Origin of the sequence: Kosakonia sp. PSU_27 (genome assembly GCF_039409795.1) — a bacterium.
Classification (GTDB): Bacteria; Pseudomonadota; Gammaproteobacteria; order Enterobacterales; family Enterobacteriaceae; genus Kosakonia.
The window spans coordinates 475,071-488,089 of record NZ_JBCIVK010000004.1 but is presented as its reverse complement, the minus strand read 5'-3'; the positions used below and the strand labels follow the sequence as shown (position 1 = coordinate 488,089).

The following is a 13,019-nucleotide window of genomic DNA, read 5'->3' as shown; positions in this document are numbered from 1 at the left end:
AGCTGCATCCTCTTCGGTTATTCGCACGCAACAGTAACGGTTGTGGACATTGGCGCGTATAATGCGCGCGGTTATGTAACGATATGCCTTGATTAAGGAGAGAAAGATGACGGCAATTGCCCCGGTAATTACCATTGATGGGCCAAGCGGCGCGGGTAAAGGCACGCTTTGCAAGGCAATGGCGGAAGCGTTGCAATGGCATCTGTTGGATTCAGGCGCAATTTATCGTGTTCTGGCGCTCGCTGCGCTGCATCACCATGTCGATGTTTCTTCCGAAGATGTTTTGGTTCCGCTGGCAGCGCACCTGGATGTGCGTTTTGTGTCAACAAATGGCCATCTGGAAGTCATTCTGGAAGGCGAAGATGTCAGCAGCGAAATCCGTACTCAGGACGTGGCAAATGCAGCCTCGCAGATTGCGGCGTTTCCGCGAGTGCGTGAAGCGTTATTGCGTCGCCAGCGCGCATTCCGTGACGCGCCGGGACTTATCGCCGATGGGCGTGATATGGGGACTGTTGTTTTTCCTGATGCGCCGGTAAAAATTTTTCTTGACGCTTCTTCTGAAGAGCGTGCGCATCGGCGCATGCTACAGTTGCAGGAGAAGGGCTTTAGTGTTAACTTTGAACGCCTTTTGGCCGAGATAAAGGAACGTGACGATCGCGATCGAAACCGTCCTGTTGCACCGCTGGTTCCCGCTGCCGATGCTTTAGTACTGGATTCAACCAGTTTAAGTATTGAGCAAGTGATTGAGAAAGCGCTACAATATGCTCGCCAAAAATTGGCTCTCGCATAAGCGACCGAATTCGTAGTACCTGCTGCAATGGAATGTGAGCAGGCATGTGAAACAACCCCATCCGGCATGAAGCCAGGTGGACGTTAAATTGAAGAATCCTGAAGATTATCAATATGACTGAATCTTTTGCTCAACTCTTTGAAGAGTCCCTGAAAGAAATCGAAACCCGCCCGGGTTCTATCGTTCGTGGTGTTGTTGTTGCTATCGACAAAGACGTAGTTCTGGTTGACGCCGGTCTGAAATCTGAGTCCGCCATTCCGGCAGAGCAGTTCAAAAACGCCCAGGGCGAGCTGGAAATCCAGGTTGGTGACGAAGTTGACGTTGCCCTGGATGCAGTAGAAGACGGCTTCGGTGAAACCCTGCTGTCCCGTGAAAAAGCTAAACGTCACGAAGCTTGGATCACGCTGGAAAAAGCTTACGAAGACGCTGAAACTGTTACCGGTGTTATCAACGGCAAAGTCAAGGGCGGCTTCACTGTTGAGCTGAACGGTATTCGCGCGTTCCTGCCGGGTTCCCTGGTAGACGTTCGTCCGGTCCGTGACACTCTGCACCTGGAAGGCAAAGAGCTTGAATTCAAAGTAATCAAGCTGGACCAGAAACGTAACAACGTTGTTGTTTCACGTCGTGCGGTTATCGAATCCGAAAACAGCGCAGAGCGCGATCAGCTGCTGGAAAACCTGCAGGAAGGCATGGAAGTTAAAGGTATCGTTAAGAACCTCACTGACTACGGTGCATTCGTTGATCTGGGTGGCGTTGACGGCCTGCTGCACATCACCGATATGGCATGGAAACGCGTTAAGCATCCGAGCGAAATCGTAAACGTTGGCGATGAAATCACTGTTAAAGTGCTGAAATTCGACCGCGAACGTACTCGTGTTTCCCTGGGCCTGAAACAGCTGGGCGAAGATCCGTGGGTAGCTATCGCTAAACGTTACCCGGAAGGCACCAAGCTGACTGGTCGCGTGACCAACCTGACCGACTACGGCTGCTTCGTTGAAATCGAAGAAGGCGTTGAAGGCCTGGTTCACGTTTCCGAAATGGATTGGACCAACAAAAACATCCACCCGTCCAAAGTTGTTAACGTTGGCGACGTAGTGGAAGTTATGGTTCTGGATATCGACGAAGAACGTCGTCGTATCTCCCTGGGCCTGAAACAGTGCAAATCCAACCCGTGGCAGCAGTTCGCAGAAACCCACAACAAGGGCGACCGCGTTGAAGGTAAAATCAAGTCTATCACTGACTTTGGTATCTTCATCGGCCTGGACGGCGGTATCGATGGCCTGGTTCACCTGTCTGACATCTCCTGGAACGTTGCAGGCGAAGAAGCAGTTCGTGAATACAAAAAAGGCGACGAAATCGCAGCCGTTGTTCTGCAGGTTGACGCAGAGCGTGAGCGTATCTCTCTGGGCGTTAAACAGCTCGCCGAAGATCCGTTCAACAACTACGTTGCACTGAATAAGAAAGGCGCAATCGTAAACGGTAAAGTTACTGCTGTTGACGCTAAAGGCGCGACCGTAGAACTGGCTGACGGCGTTGAAGGTTACCTGCGCGCTTCTGAAGCTTCCCGTGACCGCGTTGAAGACGCAACTCTGGTTCTGAATGTTGGCGACGATGTTGAAGCTAAATTCACCGGTGTTGATCGTAAAAACCGCGTAGTTAGCCTGTCTGTTCGTGCGAAAGACGAAGCTGACGAGAAAGATGCAATCGCTTCTGTTAACAACAAACAGGAAGAAGGCAACTTCTCTAACGCTATGGCTGAAGCTTTCAAAGCAGCTAAAGGCGAGTAATATCAAGCGCTCTGAATTCTTTACGCTGTACCAGGACGTAAGTCACACGGCTGCAGCGTGAACGATGATGAGTTACTTGACAGATCACAGGATTCGTCCTGTAATCAATGACAAAGGGCGGCTACGGCCGCCCTTGTTAAAGCTAGTAAAGCTAATTTTGCGTTGAAGGAAACCGGAGGAATCATGACCAAGTCAGAATTGATTGAAAGACTTGCAAGCCAGCAGTCGCATATTCCGGCTAAAGCTGTGGAAGATGCTGTAAAAGAGATGCTGGAGCATATGGCCTCTACTCTTGCCCAGGGCGAGCGCATTGAGATCCGCGGTTTCGGCAGTTTTTCTCTGCACTATCGTGCACCTCGCACCGGGCGTAACCCGAAAACAGGCGATAAAGTGGATCTGGAAGGAAAATACGTTCCGCACTTTAAACCGGGTAAAGAATTACGCGACCGCGCCAATATTTATGAGTAATTTTTAGCTACACGCTGAAATTCACTTCGACGAAGAAAGCACCTGTGGGTGCTTTTTTTGTTGTTACCCTTAAACCACCTCCTGGGGAGGTGGTGATTGATCCTGTAAGGCTATAGCCTGAAGAATGCCCATGCCGGAATATCTCCGCTTACTCACCACAAGTAAAAGGAGACAAACCGACATGGGGCTTTACAGGAGTTCATCACATGTATATTGGCGTTGCAAATATCACATAGTCTGGACGCCAAAGTACCGTTTCATGATCCTGAAAGATAAGTTGGGCAAGGAACTTTACAGGACAATCTACATTCTCTGCGGAATAAAGGATTGTGAGGTTCTGGAGCTAAATGTTCAGCCAGATCATGTACATCTGGTCGTAATAGTCCCGCCGAAAATCTCGATATCAACTCTGATGGGGCATCTGAAAGGCCGCAGCGCAATCAGACTCTACAATCGTTTCCCACATATACGAAAAAAGCTATGGGGTAACCACTTTTGGTCACGTGGCTACTTTGTAGATACTGTCGGTGTGAACGAGGAAATTATCAGACGATATGTGAGGCATCAGGAGAAAACGGAACAAATACATGAACAGCAAATGGAATTGCTAGAGTAGTAAGCGGAAAGTGACAATAGCCTCCCCTTACAGGGGGCATTCTCAAAAGCCACCTTCTAAGAAGGTGGTCTTTTACTTCTCTGACCTCTTTATTTCTGAAGCTACTTCGCACAATTTTGCAGATGCCCTGTAAGAGCGTCGAAAGCCACCAGCCTGTACCGCAAAACAGCTATTCCAAACAGAAAGTCCTGGCGACAGCGGGCATACTCTCCACGCAACAAGGAGGTATGCATGACGTTACCGGCATTAGCTATATGCCTGATAATTGGCATTTTGCCATTACAGTGGATGCCTTCACTACCAACCCCAGGGTATGTGTGGTTTCTGATTGCCATCGGATGTCTGTTTGCGTGTTTTCGTTCCCGCCTGTTTCGTTATTGTGCAGTCACATTACTTGCATTCGCATGGGGAGTGCTGTCAGCAATGCAGGCAGTCTGGCCTGGCGAGCATCTACCTGGAGCGAATCACCAGGCAGAAGTGGTAATTACCGATACGGATCATATGACCCGGCACTGGGGCAAAATCACTCGTCTGGACGGTAAACGCCTGTTTCCGTCAGCAGGAATAAGCTTCTATGGCCAGTATTTGCCGGAGCCAGTTTGTACTGGCCAGCGATGGATAATGACGATTAGAGCACGTGCCGTCCACGGGCAACTGAATGATGGGGGCTTCGACTCGCAGCGTTATGCAATAACTTCCCATCAGCCGCTGAGTGGCCGTTTTATGGATGCCCGTCTGAGCGACCCCCAGTGCACATGGCACGCGCGCTACCTGCAATCACTAACCGAAACGCTGAATACATACCCCTGGCAGCAGGTGATACTGGCGTTAGGGATGGGCGAGCGCACAACGCTGGATGCCAGTGTTAAAGAGATCATGCGGCAAACTGGTACGGCGCATTTAATGGCGATATCAGGGCTACATATTGCTCTGGCGGCAATGTTGGGCTGGCTGGTTGTTCGTAGTGTGCAATTTTTCTTTCCCGGCGGCTGGATTGGCTGGCGTTTACCCTTGCTTACTGGCGTAGGGTTTGCAATAAGCTACGCCTGTCTGACTGGTCTACAGCCTCCTGCATTGCGTACCGCTATTTCTCTTAGCGTCTGGGCCGCGTTACGGCTATCCGGGCGATTGTGGTCGCCCTGGCAGGTATGGCTTTGTTGCATTGCCGCTATCTTATTCACCGATCCCCTCGCCGTGCTATCAACCAGTCTGTGGCTGTCCGCTTTCGCAGTAGCCGCGCTGCTGTTTTGGTATCAATGGCTACCAGCCTCAATAAAACAACATACTAAGCTGGTCCAGGACAGTATCAATTTGCTTCATCTACAAGTAGGGATGACGTTATTGCTGCTTCCTGTGCAGTTATCAATTTTCCACGGCATAAGTCTGAGTTCACTAGCTGCAAATTTATTGGCTATTCCGTTGGTAACGTTTATTACCGTACCGCTCATTTTACTGGGAATGTTGCTGCACTTGATTGGTCCTGTGACGGGGGAATTGGCTTGCTGGTACCTTGCAGATAAGACACTGGATTTCCTGTTTGCTTTTCTGCACTGGCTACCTGCCGGTTGGCTTAATGTGGATATGCGCTGGCAGTGGCTGGCCTGGTTGCCGTGGCTGGCGCTGATCGTTTGGCGTTTGCATTTATGGCGGAACGTACCGGCGCTGTGTCTGGTATGCCTGACATTGCTTACTCTGCCATTCTGGCGCACTGAACGGCAAGGAGTTTGGGCAGTGCATATGCTGGACGTTGGGCAGGGCCTGGCAATGGTGATTGAACGTAATGGCAAAGCGATACTTTATGACACTGGCGTCGCGTGGCCGGGCGGCGATAGTGGACAACAGTTGATTATTCCATGGCTGCGTTGGCATGCTTTGCAGCCCGAAGGCGTTATTTTGAGTCATGAACATCTGGATCATCGCGGTGGCCTGGACTCCTTGCTGGAAACCTGGCCGGCATTATGGATCCGTAGCCCGCTGGGTTGGGCTGCACATCAACCATGCTTTCGTGGTCAGCAATGGCAATGGCAGGGATTAACATTTACCGTTCATTGGCCGCTAAGCGGTACCGGGACGAAAGGAAACAACCGTTCTTGCGTAGTCAGAGTCGATGACGGTCAACACAGCTTCCTGCTCACAGGCGATATTGAAGCGGCAGGTGAGATGGCGATGCTGAGCCACTACTGGACGCATTTGCAGTCTACACTAGTGCAAGTGCCTCATCATGGAAGCAATAGTTCATCATCGCTGCCGTTTGTGCAGCGAATTGGCGGCGAAGCAGCACTGGCGTCGGCGTCGCGTTACAACGCCTGGCGATTTCCCTCAATAAAGGTGATCGACCGCTACCGTGAACAAGGGTATCGCTGGTACGACACACCGCATCAAGGGCAGTTAACGGTATCGTTTACGCCACAGGGCTGGGAAATCCATAGCTTACGAGATCAACTTTTACCGCGTTGGTATCATCAGTGGTTTGGCGTCCCCAGTGATAACGGGTAGAATATGCGGCTATTTCAACAAGTGCTGGTTTTTTGAATGCATAACGACAAAGATCTCTCCACGTGGCAGACATTCCGCCGATTATGGCCAACTATTGCGCCTTTCAAAGCGGGTCTGATCGTGTCGGGGATAGCGTTAATCCTCAACGCAGCCAGCGATACCTTTATGTTATCGCTGCTCAAACCGTTACTGGATGATGGTTTTGGTAAAACCGACCGCTCTGTGCTGCTGTGGATGCCGCTGGTGGTTATTGGGCTGATGATCCTGCGAGGCATCACCAGCTACATCTCTAGTTACTGCATTTCCTGGGTTTCCGGAAAGGTGGTGATGACCATGCGCCGTCGCCTGTTCAGCCATATGATGGGCATGCCGGTCTCATTTTTTGATAAGCAATCTACAGGCACTTTACTTTCACGTATTACCTATGATTCTGAACAGGTCGCTTCCTCGTCCTCCAGCGCATTGATTACTGTTGTGCGTGAGGGGGCATCGATCATCGGCTTGTTTATCATGATGTTCTGGTACAGTTGGCAGCTCTCGTTGATTCTCATTGTGCTGGCGCCGATCGTTTCGATAGCGATTCGCGTGGTTTCCAAACGCTTTCGTAACATCAGTAAAAATATGCAAAACACGATGGGGCAGGTGACCACCAGTGCGGAGCAGATGCTGAAAGGGCATAAAGAAGTGCTGATGTTTGGCGGCCAGGAAGTAGAAACCAGCCGTTTTGATAAAGTCAGCAACAAGATGCGCTTGCAGGGCATGAAAATGGTCTCGGCATCGTCTATTTCCGATCCTGTTATCCAGCTTATTGCGTCACTGGCGCTGGCGTTTGTGCTGTATGCCGCCAGCTTTCCAAGCGTAATGTCCACCTTGAGTGCGGGTACTATCACCGTTGTCTTTTCTTCGATGATCGCGCTTATGCGCCCGTTGAAATCCCTGACCAACGTCAATGCTCAGTTCCAGCGTGGTATGGCGGCATGCCAGACACTGTTTGCGATTCTGGATAGCGAGCAAGAAAAAGACGAAGGCACGCGGGTGATTGAACGTGCGCGCGGTGATATTGAGTTTCGCAACGTGACCTTCACCTATCCGGGGCGTGAAACGCCAGCCTTGCGCAATATCAACCTGACGATTCCGGCGGGCAAAACCGTCGCACTGGTAGGGCGTTCTGGCTCGGGTAAATCGACGCTGGCAAGCCTGATCACGCGTTTTTATGACGTTGACGAAGGCCAGATCCTGATGGATGGTCACGACTTACGTGAATATAAGCTCACGTCGTTGCGTGACCAGGTTGCGCTGGTGTCGCAAAACGTACATCTGTTTAATGATACGGTTGCCAATAACATCGCTTACGCACGTACCGAACAGTACAGCCGCGAAGAGATTGAGCAAGCAGCGAAAATGGCCTATGCCTACGACTTTATCAATAAGATGGATGAAGGGCTGGATACGGTGATTGGGGAAAACGGCGTGCTGCTTTCAGGCGGTCAGCGCCAGCGCATTGCGATTGCCCGCGCGCTGCTGCGCGACAGCCCGATCCTCATTCTTGATGAAGCGACCTCGGCGCTCGATACCGAATCTGAACGAGCCATTCAGGCCGCACTGAACGAGCTGCAAAAGAACCGTACCTCAATGGTGATTGCTCACCGTTTGTCGACCATCGAACAGGCCGACGAAATTGTGGTGGTGGAAGATGGCCGTATCGTTGAACGTGGCACCCATGCGGATCTGCTGGAACAACGTGGGGTCTATGCTCAGCTTCACAAAATGCAGTTTGGCGAATGATTGCACGCATCTGGTCCGGTGAATCCCCGCTGTGGCTACTGTTGCTACCGCTCTCCTGGCTTTACGGCCTGGTGAGTGGTGCCATTCGTCTCGCCTATCGCATTGGTTTAAAAAAATCCTGGCGTGCACCGGTTCCTGTTGTGGTCGTTGGCAATCTGACGGCAGGCGGCAACGGTAAAACGCCTGTTGTCATCTGGTTGGTGGAGCAACTACAGCAGCGTGGCATATGTGTTGGCGTGGTGTCGCGTGGCTACGGTGGTAAAGCAGATCGTTATCCGCTCGTGCTGACACCCGAAACCACTACAGCTCAGGCCGGGGATGAACCGGTACTGATTTATCAACGCACTGGCGCGCCGGTTGCGGTTTCTCCCGTCAGAAGCGACGCCGTCAGTGCGATTCTTGCGCAATACCCGGTACAACTGATCATTACGGATGACGGTTTGCAACATTATAAGCTGGCGCGTGATAAGGAAATTGTCGTTGTTGATGGCGTCAGGCGTTTTGGCAATGGCTGGTGGTTGCCCGCAGGGCCGATGCGTGAGCGGGCGTCGCGTTTAAAAAGTGTGGATGCCATCATTACCAACGGCGGTGTAGCCAGAGCGGAAGAGATCCCGATGCGTTTGCGCCCTGGACTGGCTGTTAATCTGCGTACCGGCGAACGCCGTGACGTTCACACACTGACCAATATCGTTGCGATGGCAGGAATCGGCCATCCGCTGCGTTTCTTTGCTACTCTCACCGAGTGTGGTGCAACGCTGCAAAAAACGGTAGCGCTTGCCGATCATCAGGCGTTATCGCTGCATGAGGTAAAGCCACTGGTGAAACCGGGGCAGACACTGGTGATGACCGAAAAAGACGCGGTAAAGTGTCGGTCATTTGCTGAGGATAACTGGTGGTATTTGCCTGTAGACGCACAGCTCGAGGGTGAGCTGGCGCAAAAATTACTACAGGAATTGTTCACTCTGGCGCGCTGACGGTTGTTGCATCGGCTGCGCCCTGTTAGATAAACAGGAACCTCCATGTCCGTGCCACAACTTTCGTTGACTGCTGCCCGTCATCTGCATCTCGCAGCCCAGGGGCTATTACATAAACCTTCCCGTCGGGCAAAACCGGGCGATATTCTCTCCACTATTCAGCGCATGTCGCTGTTGCAAATTGACACCATCAATATTGTTGCCCGCAGCCCTTATCTGGTGCTTTTTAGCCGCCTTGGGCACTACCCACAGCACTGGCTTGATGACGCGCTACGCAACGGTGACCTGATGGAGTACTGGGCGCATGAAGCCTGTTTTCTGCCGCGTGAAGATTTTGCGCTGGTGCGCCATCGCATGCTGGCGCCAGATAAAATGGGCTGGAAGTATCGCGAAGCGTGGATGCAGGAACATGTGGCGGAAATAGAGCAGCTCATTGCACATATTGCGCAAAATGGTCCGGTGCGTTCAGCAGATTTTGAACATCCACGTAAAGGTGCCAGCGGCTGGTGGGAGTGGAAGCCGCATAAGCGGCATCTGGAAGGGCTATTTACGGCCGGAAAAGTGATGGTGGTGGAACGTCGCAATTTTCAGCGTGTTTATGATTTAACGCAGCGTGTTGTGCCGCACTGGGATGATGCTCGCGATCTGCTCTCACAGGATGCTGCGGAGTACCAGATGCTGGAAAACAGCGCTCGCAGTTTAGGACTGTTTCGCGCCCAGTGGCTGGCGGATTACTACCGCTTGCGGAACGTAGCATTACCGTTAGTGCTGGAGAAGATGCAGGAGGCGGGAACCATTTATCCCGTCAATGTAGAAAAGATAGGTCCGGCCTGGCTGCATGCCTCCTTATTGCCGCTGCTTGAACAGGCGCAGGCTGGCAAACTTGTCGCTACTCACAGCGCGGTGCTTTCACCGTTTGATCCCGTAGTCTGGGATCGTAAACGGGCCGAACAACTGTTCGATTTTAGCTACCGTCTGGAGTGCTATACCCCGGCCCCGAAACGACAATTTGGCTATTTTGTGTTGCCATTGTTGCATCGTGGGCGACTGGTGGGGCGTATGGATGCAAAAATGCACCGTAAAGCGGGCATACTGGAGATTATTGCCCTGTATCTGGAAGATGGCGTTAAACCCGGGCATTCGCTGGAAAAGGGGTTGCTAGGCGCGATTACCGACTTTGCCCGCTGGCAGGGGGCGTCGCGGGTCACTTTCTCGCGACTGCCTGCGGGGTTATTTGCCGCATGCCGCGCCGGGCTGGAAATAGACGCGGCGTAAGAAATGAATATGATAAGCTTAAACCGTTAATTATCGGTGTATCAGGAGGAAAGATGGATCACCGTTTACTTGAAATTATTGCCTGCCCGGTGTGTAACGGCAAACTGAATTACACCCAGGATAAACAAGAACTAATCTGCAAAATCGACAGCCTCGCCTATCCGGTGCGGGACGGTATTCCGGTATTACTGGAAACCGAAGCTCGTTCATTAACTGCCGAAGAGAGCCGGCCATGAGTTTCGTTGTTATCATTCCCGCGCGTTATGCTTCCACTCGCTTGCCCGGCAAACCTTTAGTCGACATTAACGGTAAGCCCATGGTGGTGCATGTGCTGGAGCGCGCCCGTGAATCCGGCGCTGAGCGTATTATCGTGGCGACGGACAACGAAGAGGTGATGCATGCGGTCCAGGCGGTTGGCGGTGAAGTCTGTATGACTCGCGCCGATCATCAGTCCGGCACTGAACGCCTTGCCGAAGTCGTGGAAAAATGCGGTTTTAGCGACGATACCGTCATCGTCAATGTGCAGGGTGATGAACCCATGATCCCGCCGGCGATTATTCGCCAGGTGGCAGAAAATCTTGCCGCGCGTGATGTTGGAATGGCAACGCTGGCGGTACCGATTCACAGCGCAGAAGAGGCGTTCAACCCGAACGCGGTGAAAGTGGTGATGGACGCCGAGGGTTACGCGCTCTACTTCTCCCGCGCCACGATCCCCTGGGATCGCGACCGTTTCGCACAATCTCGCGAGACGATTGGCGATACCTTCCTGCGCCATATCGGCATTTATGGCTATCGCGCCGGTTTTATCCGCCGTTATGTCAGCTGGCAAACCAGCCCGCTTGAACAGATAGAGATGCTGGAGCAACTGCGTGTGCTCTGGTACGGCGAGAAAATCCACGTTGCCGTTGCCAGTGTGGTGCCGGGAACCGGTGTAGATACCCCGGAAGATCTGGCGCGCGTCCGCCAGGAGCTGCGTTAATCCCTCCATCCCCTCCAGCCGGAGGGGATTTGCCGCTGGCCGGCGAAATTCTTATGCTGTTTTGATCTCATCAGGATGACATCTATGCTATCGGCGCTCATTATAAAAGCAGTCATCTTTGTGAGGGCAATCTGCTATGGAACAACTGCGCGCTGAACTGAGTCATCTGTTGGGTGAAAAACTGAGCCGCATGGAGTGCGTCAGCGAAAAGCCGGATTCCGCACTCTGGGCGCTGTATGACAGCCAGGGGAATCCGATGCCGCTGCTGGCACGAAGCTTCTCAACGCCTGGCATTGCGCGACAGTTAGCCTGGAAGATATCAATGCTGGCGCGCGGCGGGGCTGTTCGCATGCCAGTTGTTTATGGTGTCATGACGCATGAAGAGCATCCGGGGCCGGATGTGCTGCTCATCGAACGCCTGCGCGGCGTACCGGTTGAAGCGCCAGCGCGTACGCCTGAGCGCTGGGAGCAGCTCAAAGATCAAATCGTTGATGCATTACTTTTCTGGCACCGCCAGGATAGCCACGGTTGCGTTGGCACCGTTGACAGTACCCAGGAAAATATCTGGCCTTCCTGGTATCGCCAGCGCGTGGAAGTGCTGTGGACCACGCTCAACCAGTATCACAATACCGGGTTGACGATGCAGGATAAGCGCGTGCTGTTTCGTACTCGCGAGTGCCTGCCCGCGCTGTTTGATGGTTTTAACGATAACTGTGTGCTGGTGCATGGCAGCTTTAACTTGCGCAGTATGTTGAAGGATGCCCGCAGCGACCAGTTACTGGCAATGGTTGGGCCTGGCATTATGCTCTGGGCGCCGCGCGAATATGAACTGTTCCGGCTGGTGGAAGGTGCGCAGGCAGAAGGATTGCTCTGGCATTATCTCCAGCGCGCGCCGGTTGCGGAATCCTTCCTGTGGCGGCGCTGGCTCTACCTGTTATGGGATGAAGTGGCGCAGTTGGTGAATACCGGACGGTTTAACCGCGCTAACTTCGATCTTGCCTCGAAATCCCTACTCCCCTGGCTGGTCTGAGCTGCCTTTCAGCCACTGCCAGAGACGCCCTAACGTTTCATAACCCACCCGGTCGCTGTGCATCAGCCACACCGGGGATGGGATAATGCGTTCCCACGGATTAAGCGGTGAGGCAATTGCCAGCTGGTTTGCCGGCGCGGGCAATGGATGCAGGCCAGCATGCTGGAAGAAAATCATTGCGCGTGGCAGATGAGACGCTGAAGTCACCAGCAGGAAAGGCGCATCGCCAATCGCCTGTTTCACCGCGAGCGCTTCCCGCTCGGTATCTCTCGGTTGATCCAGCGTTATGATGGCGCTACGCGGCACGCCCAGGCTTTCAGCGACGCGTGCGCCAGCTTCCGCGGTGCTGACCGGGTTGGTTTGCGCCGCCGCACCGGTAAAGATCATTTTCGAACCAGGGTTGGCCTGCCACAGACGAATGCCCTCCGTCAGACGCGGCAGGCTGTTATTAATCAGGTTTGAACTCGGTGCCCACGCATCGTTCCAGGTATAACCACCACCGAGAATCACGATGTATTTTACCGGCTGCGTACCGCGCCAGGTGGGATAGGTGTCTTCAATCGGTTGTAAAAAGCGATCGGCAACGGGCTGCATACTTAACAGCAATAAAACCAGCCACCCGACGCTGATAAGGACTTTGCCGGTTTTCTGCCAGCGGCTAAACCAGATCAGCGCAATGCCCAGCCCGATCAGCAAAAGCAAAAAAGGCAGAGGCAGCATCAGGCCGCCGATGTATTTTTTGAGAGTAAAAAGCACCGTATCCGTCTCCTTTTTGACCATATAGCAGGCCTTTTGCGCCGATCTTACACCAGATGGGTT

12 protein-coding genes are annotated in these 13,019 nt (G+C 52.8%); 11 read left to right on the top strand and 1 reads right to left on the bottom strand.

Annotated features, from left to right (window positions below; translation table 11 throughout):
- The first annotated feature begins 106 nt into the window (after positions 1-106).
- From cmk to AAIG26_RS12395, 11 genes are all read left to right on the top strand, one after another.
- Positions 107-790, top strand: coding sequence for a (d)CMP kinase (cmk, locus tag AAIG26_RS12445; protein WP_017456187.1), 684 nt, complete (start codon positions 107-109; stop codon positions 788-790).
- A gap of 113 nt (positions 791-903) precedes the next feature.
- Positions 904-2,577, top strand: coding sequence for a 30S ribosomal protein S1 (gene rpsA / locus AAIG26_RS12440; protein WP_017456188.1), 1,674 nt, complete (start codon positions 904-906; stop codon positions 2,575-2,577).
- 183 nt (positions 2,578-2,760) lie between these two features.
- On the top strand, positions 2,761-3,045 hold the full coding sequence (ihfB, locus tag AAIG26_RS12435; RefSeq protein ID WP_007374142.1) for an integration host factor subunit beta: 285 nt from the start codon (positions 2,761-2,763) through the stop codon (positions 3,043-3,045).
- 181 nt (positions 3,046-3,226) lie between these two features.
- Complete coding sequence (gene tnpA / locus AAIG26_RS12430) at positions 3,227-3,661, top strand: IS200/IS605 family transposase (RefSeq protein WP_343180332.1); 435 nt, start codon at positions 3,227-3,229, stop codon at positions 3,659-3,661.
- A 231-nt stretch (positions 3,662-3,892) separates the two neighbouring features.
- Positions 3,893-6,157 carry a ComEC family protein gene (locus AAIG26_RS12425; RefSeq protein WP_343179954.1) on the top strand — a complete coding sequence of 755 codons (2,265 nt, stop codon included), beginning with the start codon at positions 3,893-3,895 and terminating at the stop codon, positions 6,155-6,157.
- 36 nt (positions 6,158-6,193) lie between these two features.
- Positions 6,194-7,942: a lipid A ABC transporter ATP-binding protein/permease MsbA gene (gene msbA, locus AAIG26_RS12420; protein WP_343179952.1), complete on the top strand. Its 1,749-nt coding sequence runs from the start codon at positions 6,194-6,196 to the stop codon at positions 7,940-7,942.
- Complete coding sequence (gene lpxK / locus AAIG26_RS12415; RefSeq protein WP_343179950.1) at positions 7,939-8,916, top strand: tetraacyldisaccharide 4'-kinase; 978 nt, start codon at positions 7,939-7,941, stop codon at positions 8,914-8,916. Before msbA ends, lpxK begins: the two co-directional genes overlap by 4 nt.
- A 45-nt stretch (positions 8,917-8,961) precedes the next feature.
- Positions 8,962-10,191, top strand: coding sequence for a winged helix-turn-helix domain-containing protein (locus AAIG26_RS12410; protein WP_343179948.1), 1,230 nt, complete (start codon positions 8,962-8,964; stop codon positions 10,189-10,191).
- A 53-nt stretch (positions 10,192-10,244) separates the two neighbouring features.
- Positions 10,245-10,427 (top strand): protein YcaR, encoded by a 183-nt coding sequence (gene ycaR, locus AAIG26_RS12405; RefSeq protein WP_020457241.1) that lies wholly within the window; start codon positions 10,245-10,247, stop codon positions 10,425-10,427.
- Entirely contained in the window at positions 10,424-11,170 is a 747-nt protein-coding gene (kdsB, locus tag AAIG26_RS12400) for a 3-deoxy-manno-octulosonate cytidylyltransferase (RefSeq protein ID WP_017456194.1), read from the top strand. Before ycaR ends, kdsB begins: the two co-directional genes overlap by 4 nt.
- 136 nt (positions 11,171-11,306) lie before the next feature.
- Positions 11,307-12,200: a YcbJ family phosphotransferase gene (locus AAIG26_RS12395; protein ID WP_343179947.1), complete on the top strand. Its 894-nt coding sequence runs from the start codon at positions 11,307-11,309 to the stop codon at positions 12,198-12,200.
- On the opposite strand, the gene elyC is transcribed toward AAIG26_RS12395, so the two are convergent.
- Positions 12,180-12,956 carry an envelope biogenesis factor ElyC gene (elyC, locus tag AAIG26_RS12390; RefSeq protein WP_343179946.1) on the bottom strand — a complete coding sequence of 259 codons (777 nt, stop codon included), beginning with the start codon at positions 12,954-12,956 and terminating at the stop codon, positions 12,180-12,182. The two genes, AAIG26_RS12395 and elyC, sit on opposite strands and share 21 nt — an antisense overlap.
- Positions 12,957-13,019 lie beyond the last annotated feature (63 nt).

Excerpts from the sequence above, each read along its gene's own strand:
- ihfB (WP_007374142.1), top strand. The coding sequence starts at position 2,761 with ATGACCAAGTCAGAATTGATTGAAAGACTTGCAAGCCAGCAGTCGCAT.
- tnpA (WP_343180332.1), top strand. The coding sequence starts at position 3,227 with ATGGGGCTTTACAGGAGTTCATCACATGTATATTGGCGTTGCAAATAT.
- kdsB (WP_017456194.1), top strand. The coding sequence starts at position 10,424 with ATGAGTTTCGTTGTTATCATTCCCGCGCGTTATGCTTCCACTCGCTTG.
- msbA (WP_343179952.1), top strand. The coding sequence starts at position 6,194 with ATGCATAACGACAAAGATCTCTCCACGTGGCAGACATTCCGCCGATTA.
- lpxK (WP_343179950.1), top strand. The coding sequence starts at position 7,939 with ATGATTGCACGCATCTGGTCCGGTGAATCCCCGCTGTGGCTACTGTTG.
- AAIG26_RS12395 (WP_343179947.1), top strand. The coding sequence starts at position 11,307 with ATGGAACAACTGCGCGCTGAACTGAGTCATCTGTTGGGTGAAAAACTG.
- rpsA (WP_017456188.1), top strand. The coding sequence starts at position 904 with ATGACTGAATCTTTTGCTCAACTCTTTGAAGAGTCCCTGAAAGAAATC.
- AAIG26_RS12410 (WP_343179948.1), top strand. The coding sequence starts at position 8,962 with ATGTCCGTGCCACAACTTTCGTTGACTGCTGCCCGTCATCTGCATCTC.
- ycaR (WP_020457241.1), top strand. The coding sequence starts at position 10,245 with ATGGATCACCGTTTACTTGAAATTATTGCCTGCCCGGTGTGTAACGGC.
- cmk (WP_017456187.1), top strand. The coding sequence starts at position 107 with ATGACGGCAATTGCCCCGGTAATTACCATTGATGGGCCAAGCGGCGCG.
- AAIG26_RS12425 (WP_343179954.1), top strand. The coding sequence starts at position 3,893 with ATGACGTTACCGGCATTAGCTATATGCCTGATAATTGGCATTTTGCCA.